The organism is Kribbella sp. NPDC051620 (assembly GCF_044453825.1).
Classification (GTDB): domain Bacteria; phylum Actinomycetota; class Actinomycetes; order Propionibacteriales; family Kribbellaceae; genus Kribbella.
Genome location: NZ_JBITDB010000004.1, coordinates 660,000 through 674,238 on the forward strand (window position 1 = coordinate 660,000; position 14,239 = coordinate 674,238).

14 protein-coding genes and 1 tRNA gene are annotated in these 14,239 nt (G+C 64.8%); 5 read left to right on the forward strand and 10 right to left on the reverse strand.

Annotated elements, in window-relative coordinates; genetic code table 11:
- Positions 1-86: 86 nt before the first annotated feature.
- On the forward strand, positions 87-1,106 hold the full coding sequence (locus tag ACIA12_RS22215) for a LacI family DNA-binding transcriptional regulator (protein ID WP_396368933.1): 1,020 nt from the start codon (positions 87-89) through the stop codon (positions 1,104-1,106).
- Here the strand turns inward: ACIA12_RS22215 and ACIA12_RS22220 are convergent.
- The 4 genes from ACIA12_RS22220 to ACIA12_RS22235 form a co-directional block, all read right to left on the reverse strand.
- Complete coding sequence (locus tag ACIA12_RS22220) at positions 1,103-1,516, reverse strand: TIGR03618 family F420-dependent PPOX class oxidoreductase (RefSeq protein WP_396368934.1); 414 nt, start codon at positions 1,514-1,516, stop codon at positions 1,103-1,105. The genes ACIA12_RS22215 and ACIA12_RS22220 overlap by 4 nt on opposite strands.
- Positions 1,517-1,633: 117 nt before the next feature.
- On the reverse strand, positions 1,634-3,505 hold the full coding sequence (locus ACIA12_RS22225) for a phosphoenolpyruvate carboxykinase (GTP) (RefSeq protein WP_396368935.1): 1,872 nt from the start codon (positions 3,503-3,505) through the stop codon (positions 1,634-1,636).
- A 328-nt stretch (positions 3,506-3,833) separates the two neighbouring features.
- Positions 3,834-4,481 (reverse strand): hypothetical protein, encoded by a 648-nt coding sequence (locus tag ACIA12_RS22230; protein WP_396368936.1) that lies wholly within the window; start codon positions 4,479-4,481, stop codon positions 3,834-3,836.
- Complete coding sequence (locus ACIA12_RS22235; protein ID WP_396368937.1) at positions 4,478-5,056, reverse strand: hypothetical protein; 579 nt, start codon at positions 5,054-5,056, stop codon at positions 4,478-4,480. Before ACIA12_RS22235 ends, ACIA12_RS22230 begins: the two co-directional genes overlap by 4 nt.
- 83 nt (positions 5,057-5,139) lie before the next feature.
- Between ACIA12_RS22235 and ACIA12_RS22240 the strand changes: the two genes are divergently transcribed.
- From ACIA12_RS22240 to ACIA12_RS22250, 3 genes are all read left to right on the forward strand, one after another.
- A complete protein-coding gene (locus tag ACIA12_RS22240; RefSeq protein ID WP_396368938.1) occupies positions 5,140-5,601 on the forward strand; it encodes a cupin domain-containing protein in 462 nt (153 codons plus the stop codon).
- 35 nt (positions 5,602-5,636) lie between these two features.
- Positions 5,637-6,191, forward strand: coding sequence for a hypothetical protein (locus tag ACIA12_RS22245; RefSeq protein WP_396368939.1), 555 nt, complete (start codon positions 5,637-5,639; stop codon positions 6,189-6,191).
- Between the two features lie 198 nt (positions 6,192-6,389).
- Positions 6,390-6,465 (forward strand) — tRNA-Arg (locus tag ACIA12_RS22250).
- Between the two features lie 650 nt (positions 6,466-7,115).
- Here ACIA12_RS22250 and ACIA12_RS22255 read toward each other — a convergent pair.
- From ACIA12_RS22255 to ACIA12_RS22275, 5 genes are all read right to left on the reverse strand, one after another.
- Positions 7,116-9,362: a P-loop NTPase fold protein gene (locus tag ACIA12_RS22255; protein WP_396368940.1), complete on the reverse strand. Its 2,247-nt coding sequence runs from the start codon at positions 9,360-9,362 to the stop codon at positions 7,116-7,118.
- Between the two features lie 597 nt (positions 9,363-9,959).
- Complete coding sequence (locus ACIA12_RS22260) at positions 9,960-10,565, reverse strand: GNAT family N-acetyltransferase (RefSeq protein ID WP_396368941.1); 606 nt, start codon at positions 10,563-10,565, stop codon at positions 9,960-9,962.
- A 587-nt stretch (positions 10,566-11,152) separates the two neighbouring features.
- Positions 11,153-12,019, reverse strand: coding sequence for a helix-turn-helix domain-containing protein (locus tag ACIA12_RS22265; RefSeq protein ID WP_396368942.1), 867 nt, complete (start codon positions 12,017-12,019; stop codon positions 11,153-11,155).
- 11 nt (positions 12,020-12,030) lie between these two features.
- Positions 12,031-12,600 carry a DUF6879 family protein gene (locus ACIA12_RS22270; protein ID WP_396368943.1) on the reverse strand — a complete coding sequence of 190 codons (570 nt, stop codon included), beginning with the start codon at positions 12,598-12,600 and terminating at the stop codon, positions 12,031-12,033.
- A complete protein-coding gene (locus ACIA12_RS22275) occupies positions 12,597-12,830 on the reverse strand; it encodes a hypothetical protein (RefSeq protein WP_396368944.1) in 234 nt (77 codons plus the stop codon). The genes ACIA12_RS22270 and ACIA12_RS22275 overlap by 4 nt, the downstream gene beginning before the upstream one ends.
- Before the next feature lie 346 nt (positions 12,831-13,176).
- Between ACIA12_RS22275 and ACIA12_RS22280 the strand changes: the two genes are divergently transcribed.
- Positions 13,177-13,506: a hypothetical protein gene (locus tag ACIA12_RS22280; RefSeq protein ID WP_396368945.1), complete on the forward strand. Its 330-nt coding sequence runs from the start codon at positions 13,177-13,179 to the stop codon at positions 13,504-13,506.
- Positions 13,507-13,874: 368 nt separating this feature from the next.
- Here the strand turns inward: ACIA12_RS22280 and ACIA12_RS22285 are convergent, their stop codons facing one another.
- On the reverse strand, positions 13,875-14,072 hold the full coding sequence (locus tag ACIA12_RS22285; RefSeq protein WP_396368946.1) for a hypothetical protein: 198 nt from the start codon (positions 14,070-14,072) through the stop codon (positions 13,875-13,877).
- Positions 14,073-14,239 lie beyond the last annotated feature (167 nt).

The window sequence follows — 14,239 nt, forward strand, 5'->3', positions numbered from 1 at the left end:
CACTGATTGCGGAAAAACGGCACACGTTTTCCGTGATCGATACTAAGCTGTCGCCAGGCGTTGTGGCAGGGCTCGGGAGGAAAAAGATGAGGCAGCAGGCGCGGATCGTCGACGTGGCCGCGCTCGCCGGGGTGTCCGCGGGGACCGCCTCGAAGGCGCTCAACAACACCGGACAGCTGAGCCCGGCGACGCGGGATCGGGTCCGGCGGGCGGCCGAGCAGCTCGGGTTCACGCCGGATACGCGGGGGCGGGCGCTGTCGTCGGGGCGGACGTACACGGTCGCGTTGCTGACCACGGACAGCTCGGGACGGTTCAGCATCCCGATCACGCGTGGGGTCGAGGATGTGCTGAGTGCTGGTGAGTTGGCGACGATTCTGTGCGACACCCGGGATGATCCGCTGCGGGAGCAGCACTACCTGCGGTCGCTGATCGCGCGGCGGGTCGATGGGATCGTGGTGACCGGTCGGCGTACTGAGCCGCGCGAGCCTATCGACGTACCGCGGGCAAGGCGCGGCTCGGTGCCGGGAGATCTACTGCTGCCAGTCGTCTATGCGCTCGCTGCGTCGACCGATCCGGACGATGCGTCGGTGATCGTCGACGACGCCGGTGGCGCGGCATCCGTGGTCACGCATCTCCGTGGGCTCGGGCGCTCGCGGATCGCCCACGTCACCGGCCCGGCCAACCACCGCTCGGCCACCGAGCGGGCCAAGGCGGTGGCTGAGGCTGCGGGGCCAGCTTTTGTCGGTGAGCCCTTGTTTGGTGAGTGGAGCGAGCGCTGGGGCCGCCAGTCGGTAGATCTACTGCTGCGCTCGGGTCCTGACGCCATCACCTGCGGCAGCGACCAGCTAGCCCGCGGCGTCTGCGACCGGCTCCGCGAGCTGGGCAAGTCGGTCCCGGTCGACGTGGCGGTCACCGGGTACGACAACTGGTCAGTGATGGCCGAGGCGAGCCGCCCGCCGCTCACCACGGTCGACCTCCAACTAGAGGAGCTCGGACGCCGTACTGCGACCCTGCTGCTCGACGCCATCGCCGGCGACCCGCATCACGGCGTACTGGAACTGCCGACCCACCTGATCCCGCGGGAGTCGACCCTCGGCACGTCCTAGGCCCACGGACCGACGCCGGAGATCTTGTCGACGGCGATGTGCGTGATGTACCCGGCAGGCAGGTCATCGCCGGGCAGGAAGTCCGCATCCGGCCCCTGGTAGGTCTTCGCCAGCTCGCGCAGCAACTGCACGGCACCGCCTTCGGTGATCCGGGCCGTCCCCTTCACCACCAGGTACTCCGTCAGGCCCATCTCGTTCTGCCGATCCGTCTCGATCGACAGCGCGACCCGGCCGTCCCGCCGGATGTTCTGCACCTTGCGGTTGTTGGGAACGTGCGCCGCGACGATCTCGTCCCCGTCCACGCCGACCCAGACGACCGAGACCTGCGGACTGCCGTCCGGATTGATCGTCACCAGATGCGCCAGTGCATCCGACTCCAGCAATTCCCGAACACTTCCCGGAATCTCCATGCGGTCAACCTAGAGGCGAAGCGCCCCGACCCATAAGGGCCGGGGCGCTTCTGCAGTCCGACGGCGCTGGCTTCCGGTCAGCTCGTCGGAGTACGGGGTGTATCGGTTTTTTCAGCGTCAGCCGAGGCGGGCGCGGAGGTTGTCGAGCTCGAGCTTGAGGGTCGCCGGGACCTTGTCGCCGAGCTTGCCGAACCACTCCTCGATCAGCGGGAGCTCGGCCTTCCACTCCTCGTCGTCGACGTTCAGCGCGACCTGCAGGGCCTGGAGGCTGAGGTCCAGGCCGGTGACGTCGAGCGCGTCCGGGGTCGGTACCAGGCCGATCGGCGTCTCGACCGCGTCAGCCGTGCCTTCGAGCCGCTCGATGATCCACTTGAGCACCCGGCCGTTCTCGCTGAAGCCCGGCCAGACGAACTTGCCGGCCTCGTCCTTGCGGAACCAGTTGACGTAGAAGATCTTCGGCAGCAAGGCGTCGCTGTGCTCCTTGCCGACGGTCAGCCAGTGGTTCAGGTAGTCACCGGCGTTGTACCCGAGGAACGGCAGCATCGCCATCGGGTCGCGCCGGACGACGCCGACCTGGCCGACCGCGGCGGCGGTGGTCTCGGACGACAGCGTCGCGCCCATGAAGACACCGTGGTCCCAGTCGCGCGACTGGGTCACCAGCGGCACGGTCGTCGCCCGGCGGCCGCCGAAGATGATCGCGGAGATCGGTACGCCGTTGGGGTCCTCGTACTCGTCGGCGATGATCGGGCACTGCTTGATCGGCGTACAGAACCGGCTGTTCGGGTGGCTGCTCAGCTCGCCCGACTCCGGCGTCCACTCGCGGCCCTTCCAGTCGGTCAGGTGGTTCGGCGGGGTCTGCGAGTAGCCCTCCCACCAGACGTCGCCGTCGTCGGTCAGCGCGACGTTGGTGAAGAGCGAGTTGCCCTTCTCGATCGTGCGCATCGCGTTCGGGTTGGTCTTCCAGCCGGTACCGGGGGCGACGCCGAACAGGCCGAACTCGGGGTTCACCGCGTACAGCCGGCCGTCCTCACCGAACCGCATCCAGGCGATGTCGTCGCCCAGCGTCTCGACCTCCCAGCCCTCCAGCGTCGGGTCGAGCATCGCGAGGTTGGTCTTGCCGCAGGCGCTCGGGAACGCGGCCGCGATGTAGTGGACCTTCTTCTCCGGCGAGATCAGCTTGAGGATCAGCATGTGCTCGGCCAGCCAGCCCTCGTCGCGGGCCATCGCGCTTGCGATCCGCAGCGAGTAGCACTTCTTGCCGAGCAGCGAGTTGCCGCCGTAGCCGGAGCCGTACGACCAGATCGTCCGCTCCTCGGGGAACTGGACGATGTACTTCTCGTCGTTGCACGGCCAGGGGACGTCCTGCTGTCCGGGTGCGAGCGGTGCGCCGACGGAGTGCAGGCAGGGCACGTACTTCGCGTCGGTGCCCATCTTGGCCAGTACTTCGGAACCGGTGCGGGCCATGATCCGCATCGACGCGACGACGTACGCCGAGTCGGTGATCTCGACGCCGAACATCGGCTTCTCGGCCGTCAGCGGGCCCATGCAGAACGGGACGACGTACAGGGTCCGGCCGCGCATGCTGCCGCGGTACAGGTCCGTCATCAGCGCCTTCATCTCGGCCGGCGCCATCCAGTTGTTGGTCGGCCCGGCGTCGGCCTCGTCGACCGAACAGATGAAGGTGCGCTGCTCGACCCGGGCGACGTCGGAGGGGTCGGTGCGGGCCCAGAACGAGTTCGGCTTCTTCTCGTCGTTGAGCCGGACCAGCGTGCCACCGGCGATCAGCTCGTCGGTCAGCTTCGTGTACTCCGCGTCCGAGCCGTCGACCCAGTGGATCCGGTCGGGCTGGGTGAGTTCGGCAACCTCGGCAACCCAGGCCAGCAGGCCCTGGTGCTCAGTCGGGGCGTCGCTCAGGTCGTAGGCCGTAGTGGGCGGGCTCTCGACTCTGAGGGCAGTCTCGGTATGGGCAGGGCTGGCGGTTGTCGTCATCGGCGGCTCATTCCCTCTCGCTCGCGATCGTCCCGGCGGGTACTCCTGGCCCTCGACGCTGAGGTTCGGGTACGACGTCGGCCGCCGGGGTCTCCGGCGGTTCGATTCAGCTGGCTGGCGGTGTGATCTGTCGCATACCAGTACGTCTAGTGGGCGTATACCAGTGTGCAAGTGGTACTAACGGTACGCGACTCGACGGCGTGTTGAGAACCGGTGGGACGTGAGGCCCGTCACAGAATCCGGCCGACAAGGGCTTTCCCAGCAAAAAATCCGGTCGCGGGTGGTCGCGCGACCGGATTGCGGCGGTGGGTGGTCTGGAGCGGTGGAGTTACTTCGGCTTGGCGGTACCTGGGAGTAGCACTGGCGACGGCAGAGCCCCAGGACTGACCAGCACCCCAGGACCCGGCACCACCGACCGCTTCTCGTCGTTGCCCTCGCTGCGGAGGGCGGCCCCCACCGAGTACAAACCGCAGAAAACGACCAACACAACCACCACCGCGCCCACCTTCAACCAGCCCCGGGCTCTCCCGCTGCCCTCCGTCGCTGGACCGCCCGACGCCGCCTTACCTCTGCCCGCCTCCTCGGCCGCGGTCATCGGCATTGCGCCGTACTGCGCCAACTGGCTGCGCACTGCGTCCAACGACTCCTCGTCGTTGCGCAGCACCCCATCCAGCGGATCCAGCAGCCGCTCGGCACCCGACTGACCGGGTACCAGTTGCGTCACGGCGTACGGGCGGTCTGTAGTGAGGTTGGCCGCCCACAGCGGCGTCTGCTCCAACCCTGGCTCGAGTGCAGCCGCCCGGCTCGCCCTACTCAACCTGTCGCGAACCTGCCCATCCGCCGCACCCTCCTCGCTGAGGACGAGTACGACGACCTCCATGCCCGTCGTCGAGCGCCCACGCCAGATCTCCGCCAGCGGGTGCGCCAGTAGCCGCTGGCCGAGCTCGTACCCCGGGAGCTGCGGCGTGGCGTTCACTGGCACTCCCAGATGGCCCGGTCGGCTATTACCTGAGCAGCCCGCTGTGCCGTGGCCAGGTCGACCGGGTGGGCGGCGTAGTCCACTTGGACCGTCAGGTCGGCTCGGTAGACGAGTACCGCGACTCGCGAGTCGCCTGCGTCGATACCGGCGTGCTTGTCGACCTTGGTCTCGTACGGGCGGTCTTTGACCAGCGGCCAGGGTCTGCGGGCGAAGGCCTGTTTGGCGCTCTCCGCCGGGGTGAATGGTGACCGGCCTGGGCCCGCTTCGCGGCCGGAGTACGGGGTGATCCTGATCGTGAGAGACCCGCCCGCCGATGCCGACTGCGTGCGCCCGGCAACGTCGACCGAGCAGGTCACCTCGGTGCGCCCGGTCTGGACCAGCCGCGCAGTAGTGGCCTTCGGCAACAACCCGGAGATGTCGCCGAGTCGCGCGCACAGATCCGCCGGCAGCAGCCGCGCTGACTGGATGTCTTCGGCATGCACAGTCTTACCGACGGCGAACCCGATGCCCAGCCCGGCAACCGCGGCAACGCCACAAGCAATCGCAGTACCCCGAACGAGCGAACTTGCCACGCTGAGGTTCCCCCTGTGTTGTGCCCCCGGACCTCGGCTTTGACGCTCTCGGGTTGGTCCTGGTTCCTGCCTATGCTGCGGCGGTGACTTCCTTCCCGGACATCGTCGTCGGTGCTCCCGGCGACGGCGAAGTACTCGACCTTCCGTTCGGCGTGTTCACCGTGCGCATCTCCGGCTCACAGACCGGCGGCGCCCTGTCCGTCGTCGACTCAGTACTCCCCGCCGGCGCGCTCGGGGCCGCGCCTCACATCCACCACGGACACGAGGAGTACTTCCTGGTCGTCGCGGGCGAGGTCACGTTCGACACGGCAGACGGCGTACTGACTGTCGGCGCAGGTGGTTCGGTGGCAGTGCCGCGGGGCCAGGCGCATGGCTACCGGAACGTGAGCAGTGAGGCAGCTCGGCTGACCACGTTGTTCACACCGGCCGGCTATGAGAACTACTTCCGAGCCGTCGCGTCGGCCGCCGCGGAGGGCGTCGAGATCACACCTGAGTTGCTGAATGCGCTACGGGCCGAACAGCAGACGACACCTGCTGAGTTCTGACCCTGGTTCGGTGTTTCGAGGAATACCATCCCGGCATGGATCTAGGGGATTTGCTGGGCGGCCGTGACATCGGCGATGTGAAGAAGGCTGTCGGCTTCGTACTGGACAACTCCGACGACTTCGACAAACTCCTGAAGCTGGTCAAGAACCTGCCCGACGACGCGCTCGGCTTCATCGGCCGCCTCCCGGACCTGATGAAAACCATCGGTACCGGCCTGGCCGAAGCCGGCGAACAGGCAGCCAAAGCCGCCGGCGCCCTGGTCGGCGACGACGGCGAAGGCGGCGCCCGCAAGGCCCTGACCGGCAGCGCCGACACGATGAACTCGGCCAAGGACAAACTCCACGACGCCGCCGGCATGCTGGCCGGCCTGGCCGGCGAACTAGACAAGATCCCCGGCATCGGCGACGCCGCCGCCAAACGCCTCAACGACGGCAGCGGCTCCATCGCCGGCGTAGCCACCGAAATCGAAAGCCTGGCCGGCAACCTCCAAGACCTCTCCGGAATCCTCGCCTCGGTAGGCGAAGCCCTGGCCGGCCTAGGCACCAAACTCACCGACTCCGGCACCTCCGTAAAAACCCTCCTCAACTAGCCCCTGCCCGCCGCACCACCCAACCTCCGGTACGCCGTGCCGCCCGGCCCTCCGCCCGCCGCGCGCACCCGTCCGCCAACCCTCACCACACCGCACCGACGCCCCCGCGGAGCCCCCCACCACGCCTTCCCAAAGGTGCCCAGGGAGCCGATTGGCACCCACCCCCATCCCGCGTGTATCGTTACCCTTCGTTGTCCGGCGCTCGTAGCTCAACGGATAGAGCATCTGACTACGGATCAGAAGGTTGGGGGTTCGAATCCCTCCGAGCGCGCCAGCAAAACCCCAGGTCACCAGGTGGATGACCTGGGGTTTTGTCATTCCGCGGACTGTGGCTCCCCACGCGGCCCCACTACGCAGGCTCCTCCGTCGCCGCTCCGCGGACCGCTCCCACCCACCCTGGGCGCGTGCTTCGCCCGCTTGTTCAACAGCACCCTGGCCGCGCGATCACGCGCCAAGTGAGCTGCTCCAAGAACCTGGCAGCCACGCTGCCGCGGCAAGGCCGGCCCTATGGACCAGAACCGTCGCGCGCGCCGTCACGCAGTACCCCGAAGGCGTAGTCCACCCGCTCTGCTCCGCGAGCGGCTTCAGAGCACCCTCACAACCACCCGACTGAAGAGATAGCCACCTTGCCGGCCAAGTAGATCTCCAATGCCGCCCTGGTCGTCTTGACGAATGCCTCGGGGACAGCAACTCGGCTGGACCTGAGTTCGCTCGTGACGTTCGGTTGCGTCTACAGCTCACCGAATACGCATGGCCCGCAGGCACCATCTGATGGCCGTGCTGTGAGCCAGAAGATCGGCGTCACAGGACTGCGGACTGATACACGATCAGGCCATAGGCCGGGGCGATCATCTAGCGCGTCGGGCCAGCCCGCACATGCAGATGTGTGTGCGTCTGAGGCGCCAATATGAGGCATTGGGGTTGTCAGTCACTACTTTCGTCAACGTCAGCGCTTGAGCTATCGACCTGCGCGCGGTGAATACGAGCGTATTGGTCGGCGAGCCGCAAGTCCTCGTCATCGCTCGGCTGTGAGGGCTCTTCGCCCTCGCCGATGCTGTCGCCAAGGCTCTGCTGGAGGCGGGGGAAGAGCCAATCTGGGTCTACGTAATCGCGGAGAGCCTCGTAACCCTCGCGGCGCATGTGAGGTACTAGCGGAAGGCCCGTGTCAATTGACCACGATTGACCAAGGAACGAGCGCATCAGAGCAAAGGCAAAGGCGACATCATCGTCGATACGGCTGCGTAGGCAGTTGCGTAGCGCCTCGCCGTCGCCGTACAAGGCGCACACGTGCAGTGATGCGGAGGCCTTCCTCGCAAGTCGCGTGAACGGATCACCAGCACACCAGACCTCAAGGAGCCGGTCAGCCAGGACTTGCCCTGCGGCCTCGCAAGCCTCCATGCTGAGGACCGCGCGCTCTTGATGGTCGGCCTGCGGCCGCAGCCAGCGAAGCAGTTCAACCGCGAACGGTAGGTGTTGCGCGTCGCGTACGAGCGATGTCGCGAGATCACCGCGCTCGTCAACGGCGACTTGGCCGAGGAGGTCGCGGACAAGGACCGCCGCCCGCTCAAGGGTCGACAGCCCTAGGAAGCCAGACACATCGGGGAACCGATCACTGAGGCCGGTGATGACCATCGCGAGGTACGCTGCCGCGTTCGAGCCTAAGCTGGGAATTCGTGCAGCAAGCTTCGGGAGCACCGTGTCTGGCCCGCCAGCATCGAGGAGCGCCGAGGCAATCGACATAACCCGATTGATGTCTGGCTCGCTGCCATTGGCTTCTGTGAGCAGCGCGTCCAGGTCGGCGTCGGGCACGTCACCCGGTGGGACCGTATAGGTGAAGTACCGGCGGAAATACAACTTGGATGCAATCCGCTTGTCTCTTGCCCATTGTTCGTCCCAGTCGCTAGGCCACTGTTTGTTGTCCCACGCGCTCTCCGTGCGTGGCAGCAAGGTCGTCAGCAGCGTCCGGGCGCGGGCCGAGTCATCGGCGGATAATCCCTCGGTCGCGGCGTCGACGGCGACGCGGAGGGCAGCGAGCGGCGCTTGGTCGCTGCCGCCGCCGTTGGAGTGTGGCCCGAGGACCTCGTGGGGGTGCGACCGGACCCACTCGTACAGCAGTGGATAGCAAATACGCATCGCCTCGATGAGCATCAGGTCAACGGGATGCACCTCGCTGCCTATCATCGGCAAACTAAAGAGTAGAGCGTTCCCGTATCGCTTGGCCGCGCGCGGAGTCAGTAGCCGGGGGCCAACTGCGCGATCGAAGATTGAGACAAATGCGACTGTCTCCTCTTTCGTCAAGTCGATTTCAGCTTGGGCGAGCGCCGCGTCGATGGTTTCTAAAGCAAGTGCACGCAGCACATCCGGTGGCGCCGGCGGCAGGTGCAGCGGCAACTGAATGATCTTGTCCATGAAGTTCGAGCCATGCGCCGGCTCGGCGGCATAGCGTTCAGCTAAGGCACTCGCTACAACGCGGTGGTCGAACGCCAGCACGTATGCCGTGTGTTTAAAGTCAGCCGCAACTTTCACCAGCCTGAACATGGCCTGAATCTCGCTCTTGTCAAGCCGGTCGACGTCGTCGATGAGGATGACGACGCGCTGCCCGTGCTTCGTGAGTAGCGACTCGATCTTCTTCCGCTCCTTGGCCAGGCTCGTCTCTGACAGTTTCGCGCCAGCCGCGCCAGCTCCCTCCTTCAGCGCGCCTCCGACCACGGGTACAGCGACCAGCAGCCCACCGTAGTCACGCAGTGTCTGGCCGACGCGCTCCGCGGTTGACGGCGTCTGCTCGTCAAGCGCGTCCGCTAGTGTCGCGAAGAATCCTTGGAACATCTCTGTTTCGTCGCCAAGCCGCCATGGGTTGAACCTAACGGGCACGACACCCGCAGTTTCGTCGAGCTTGTCGTGAATGAGGTTCAGCACGCTTGTCTTTCCGTCGCCCCATGGTCCGTAGATTCCCACCACCAGACTCGACGCATCCCGTTGCGCCGCAATCGTCTCCGCCACACGTCCTGCCCAACTGTGTCGCCGAAAGCGGTCTTGCTTGGCATCTTCGATAGGGCTGTCGGCCAAATAGTCGAACCCGACCTCCGGCACAACCGGCGAAGGCTCGAGCGTCGAATCCAGCCCCGTAGGTTCCTGCTCATCGTGACGATTGTCGCGGCGAAACCACCTCATCGCGGCCGACTAACTGCTGGCAGAGTCTCTTGTTCTTCCGGGCTCCCATGGCTGCGACCCGGCGACACGGATTCGGACACAGCTGAATCCTGCCAGGTAGAAACGTCCTTGCGGACTTGCTGCGTGTCGTAGTCTTCTCGCTGTGTCTCGTGCACGAACTCACGCGACACCATGTAGTGCCTGAGGGTGGTTGGTCGTCCGCCCGGATCTGCCACGATTGGTGCTTTCGCACCGCCGTGGATCACCTGACGGGCAGGTATCGCGCATCAGTCGACGGAGGACACTAGCAGTAGCTACCGCCCGGCAGGATTGGGTTCTTTGCGGAGCGAGGGGTGGGCGGAACTTGCTTGTGGCGCGGCCTGCTAGCCGGATCCAGCGCCAAAGGCCTACCCTGCCTGAAGTTCGAGGATCTCACAAAGAGCCAGCGGCCAGATCCCGTTCTAGGCATCCGACCCGCGGGTTCGCTGGCTGCTCGATCGTTCGGCCATCACAACCCACGTCAAGAGGACACCACGTCGCGCTACGGATTGAGCAAGCTCAACTTAACGTGCCGCGCTGATGTAGTTCTGCAGCTATCGGGGGGACAGGCGTAGTAGATCAGTTCAGGTCTTCGGGAAGATCGCCGATCGCCTGGACGCCGCTCCACTGCTGGAGGGTCTCATCACGCATGCCTGAGTGGACCAGACCCAAGCGACGACAGAGCTTCTGTGAGGCGACGTTGCCTTCGTCAACTAGTGCGATGACGTTCACTGCGTTCAGTCCTCGATCAATGGCGCGAGCCTCGATTCGTTGCCAGGTCTCTTCGCCCATCTCGTCCGCATAGCCACCACCCTTGAATCTGAGTCTGTAGGCCAACGCCATATAGCTCAGTTCGACCAGCAGAGGCCCATCAAGCTCCTCGAACACCGAAACCGCGCCAATGCCTTCGTTGTCCTCGCCAACGATCATCTGTGTGGGGTAGCTGTAGGCAGGCTGGAGTGCCCGAATGCGACATTGCACGTTCCACTCCCACATGCGCGGATGCTCTATGACGCACTTGCGGAGGCCAACGCGCCGTTTCGTTGCTGGGTCGGTGCAGACAAACGTTTGTAGGGCTGCCCTGTCACCGGCCTCAGCGGACCGCCATTTGAGAAGACCAGACACCCTACTGTTGCGCGACGCGCCGACGACGGTCGAAGACTGGGGAGCCCTCAGCAAGCTCATATGCGAGTTTCTTGCGATCTTCGAGGCTCAAATCGTGGCCACGCCTGCAAGCGAATTCCTGGCCAGCAGCGTGCTCATCTTCTGCGGTGATCCCAACGGATGGCCGCAGCAACTGAAGGGGCAGATCCAAGAGGGAGCGCAGGAGGGATCGCTCATCTCGCGATGTAGCTCTCAGTGCGTCACTCATCACGTCTGCCTCCCAGACCCGCTTCCGACGTCCAGACTATGTGTGCTGACAAGGAGCGTCCATAGCGCGCGTGTCAAGCGCAACCACGATCAAGTAACGATGGAACCTGAGATGAGTTAGACCGAGCATAAATTACATGCGTGGAACTTTGTGGGAGATAAAGCGCGCCGCGGGCGGCAAGAGGAGCAGCCGGAGTCTCAGATCCCTGCCACACGAGCATGGACGGCTGTCAAGAGATGTTGCGCTAGCGAGCGGCCACTACAAGGTCGAGGCAGGTCGAGGCAGGGGTATGAGAAGGCCGGAGCAACCCAGTCCGAAACCAAGTTGCCGACCAGCGGCCTCCCTCGCCACTCGCACAAGGGCGCGGGGTTGAATGAGGCATGTTGGCATGTGCAGGCACCTACGCATCAGGAGGCCGGCTGTTCGTGTCGAGGAGGGTGGTTAGTAGGGATCTGGCGGTGGGGCCGTAGGTGGCGGCGTTTGAGAGGTGGGTGAAGACTCGGGCGTAGGCGGCTAGTTCGTCGGGTTGGGTGATGTTTAGGACTGCGGTGAAGAGTTCCACCAGGGCGAGGGTGTTGTCGTAGAGGTGGAAGCCGTGGATGGGGGCGGCGGGGAGTGGGGTCGTGAAGGGGATGATGCCTACCCGGATGGTGGGGAGGGTGGTCATCGAGATGAGGTGGCCTAGTTGGCCGGCCATTACGTCGGGTGGGCATAGGCGATAGTGGAGTACTGCTTCGGTCATGATGAAGTGGAATTGCTGGTCGCCGCGGTGGAGGATTTGCTGGCGGTTCAGGCGGGCGGCGATTGCTTCTTCGACCTCGGCGTCGGACTTGGGGGCTGCGCGGTCGTTGTCGCCGGGGTCGCCTTCGGCGAAGCGGTAGCGGGCGTATTCGGCGGTTTGTAGGAGGCCGGGGACGAAGCAGGGTTCGAAGTTGCGGGTGAGTTTGGTCTTGGCTTCGATGTCGGCGATCGAGCGTTGCCTTGCAGGGAGGCCGTTGCGGAACATTCGGCGGTGCTCGACGTACTGCTGCTCGAGGGAACGTAGAGAGGCAACGAGTTCGCCGGTCAGCGCTTCGCGGTCGCAGGCGCGGGCCCAGAGTTCTAGGTCGGTGTCGGAGGGGGTTTGGCGGCCGGCTTCGATCTTCGAGACCTTTGAGGGGACCCAGTTGGCGGCCCTCGCCAAGTCGCGGCCGGAGAGGTGGGCGTCCAGCCTCAGCTCTCGAAGGCGGTTGCCGAGTGACTCGCGCGCTCGCTGGAAACTGGACACCCACGCTCGCTTTACTTGTTGATGTTCTGCTTGCTGAGGAACTCTTCGTCGTACTTGCCGAGGTACTCCGCCCGCGGCAGCGCGTAGTGCCGAGCGACGTCTCGATAGTGCGCGTGCTCGACGATGACCGCGGGGTCGCTGATCACGTCGGCACCGAGTAGGACATCACGCTCGTCGTGGCGAAGGATGCACATCTTGTGCGAGTCGAGCAGCCAGTAGTCGTACTCCGGTAGGCCGAGTTCTGTTGCCCGGTCGCGCGACAAGTACCGGATGTCCTCGCCGGCCGCGACGTTGAGCCGCGACAGGTTCAGGCCGAATCGGGTGTAGTCCGACCACGGCTCGGAGACGACGCGGACCCGTTCGATGCGCTGTCCCTCCAGTGTTCGCCGGAGGACGAGGCCCATCCAGTCCTCCATCCATGAGTCGTCCGCCGGCTCGCGTGCCAGGAAGCGGCGTACGTGCTCGGTCTCGCCGGGATCGGCGTACGCGTCCCGTACTTCGAGCCGGTACGCCGTGTGTCGGTAGCTGCGGGCGAACTGGACGAAGTCAGGACCCTTTGCGACGAAGGTTCCGTCGGTCACGCCGTCGTACCGTTGTGGTGGGCAACGATCAGGTCGGCCAGGCCCTTGGTGATGATCACCGCGTCCTCGCCGTCGGGGAAGTTGACCAACTGGGCTCGAGCATCGGCCCTGGTCAGCTTGTAGCCCTGGACTATGTAGCGACCATCTTCGGTCGCGTAGAAGGACGGGCAGCCGTCCTTGCCGGAGTTCGGATCGGTAGCGAGGTGCTCGAGGTGCTTCGGCTGGTCCATGTGGATCTCCCCTGGCAACTGAGGTGGTTGAGGTTGCTTACTCAGAGTGGAGCTCCAATGAGAAACAGTCAACGCGGATAGGAGAAATCTGGAGCAACTTTCTTCCACGCTGCGTAGCCGAGCTCTAGCGTCGTGCACATCCCAGTCGGCCTACGTTCGTCAGCGGAGAAGCGATGAGCAGCCATACAGAAGTACTCGCTCAGGTACGGCGCGTCTTGGACGAGGGCCATCCCGCCGAGGCGACGATTCGCGCTATTCGGAGTTTGTTGGAAACGCCGCGTCGCCAGGTGCCGATCGAGCGCACCGATCAAGGCTGGCCAGTACTGCGTGCTAGCGACCTACACCCATGACCGTGCTGTCCCCGATGCCCTTCGCGGTCGCCTACATCGGGGCACACGTGCTTGCGGCAGAGTACGAACTGCCCAGCCTGAAACGAGCCATTGCCGACTTCGCGTCCGGTCGCGGTCTCATCCTCTTCATGACCTACGTAGAGGACGCATCCACGGCGCCCGCCGCGTTCGGCGAACTGGTTTCGGATGTCTGGAGAGACGACGTGAAGACGGTCATCATGCCGAGCGTCGTCCACCTCGCCACCCTGGGCAACCCGCTGGTGATCAAGGCGCAGCTGGAAAGCCACATCGGCGGCAGGGTTCTCTTCGTCAATCCAGTCCCCTGATCGACGGAGTGAGCGTGCCGGTCCCTGCGCCCGCGCTCGCTCCGTCCTCCACCCGAACGGCTCGCGCCTCGCGGCCCGAGCAGGCCGTTGGAGAGTAGCTCCCACACTTCAACAGTCCAGCACCTCACGGACTGGGGATCTACTTCCGCCAGCGGCCCTCGCTTGGTCTCCTCACCGGTCGAGGGTCGCTCTGCATGCCCTGCCTGCCGACCGTCTGGCGCAGATACGACATGAACGTAGGTCTGTGTAATGCTGCATTACGCAACAATCAGCTGTGGCCGGAAGACAACCAGCAAGGTGCCATCGTTCATCCAGAGCCAACGAATGGCGCGTGTCGCCGTAGCTCATTCGGCGATTGTACCTGAGCGTCAGGACACCTGGCGCACTCGCACTCCTCGATTCATGCCGGCCACGAACATCGCCCCGTTCACGATTGCCGCCTCAGGACGGTACGCATATCGATACTCGTAGTAGTACTCAGCTTGTTTCCACTTCGAACCGTCGGTGAGCGTCACGACGGTGTCACCCTTCCAGCCGCTCCACGAGCCGTTCACATATAAAGTCATGAGTTTCCTCCTTCCTGCTCTTGATGATGCACGGCGCCTCCGACACTCCTGCGCTTGCGCGACTTCGACTCCGAACGATGCCACTAGCAGTGTCGCGGCTCCGAGATACACAGCGGGATGAGTCCGTCGGCGAGCCAATTAACCATCACCATCTCCTCTCCGGCCAT

What these genes read in the sequence shown, in the direction of transcription:
- ACIA12_RS22215 (WP_396368933.1), top strand. Translation starts at nt 87, where the DNA reads ATGAGGCAGCAGGCGCGGATCGTCGACGTGGCCGCGCTCGCCGGGGTG.
- ACIA12_RS22220 (WP_396368934.1), bottom strand. Translation starts at nt 1,516, where the DNA reads ATGGAGATTCCGGGAAGTGTTCGGGAATTGCTGGAGTCGGATGCACTG.
- ACIA12_RS22225 (WP_396368935.1), bottom strand. Translation starts at nt 3,505, where the DNA reads ATGACGACAACCGCCAGCCCTGCCCATACCGAGACTGCCCTCAGAGTC.
- ACIA12_RS22245 (WP_396368939.1), top strand. Translation starts at nt 5,637, where the DNA reads ATGGATCTAGGGGATTTGCTGGGCGGCCGTGACATCGGCGATGTGAAG.
- ACIA12_RS22255 (WP_396368940.1), bottom strand. Translation starts at nt 9,362, where the DNA reads ATGAGGTGGTTTCGCCGCGACAATCGTCACGATGAGCAGGAACCTACG.
- ACIA12_RS22260 (WP_396368941.1), bottom strand. Translation starts at nt 10,565, where the DNA reads ATGAGCTTGCTGAGGGCTCCCCAGTCTTCGACCGTCGTCGGCGCGTCG.
- ACIA12_RS22275 (WP_396368944.1), bottom strand. Translation starts at nt 12,830, where the DNA reads ATGGACCAGCCGAAGCACCTCGAGCACCTCGCTACCGATCCGAACTCC.
- ACIA12_RS22280 (WP_396368945.1), top strand. Translation starts at nt 13,177, where the DNA reads ATGACCGTGCTGTCCCCGATGCCCTTCGCGGTCGCCTACATCGGGGCA.
- ACIA12_RS22285 (WP_396368946.1), bottom strand. Translation starts at nt 14,072, where the DNA reads ATGACTTTATATGTGAACGGCTCGTGGAGCGGCTGGAAGGGTGACACC.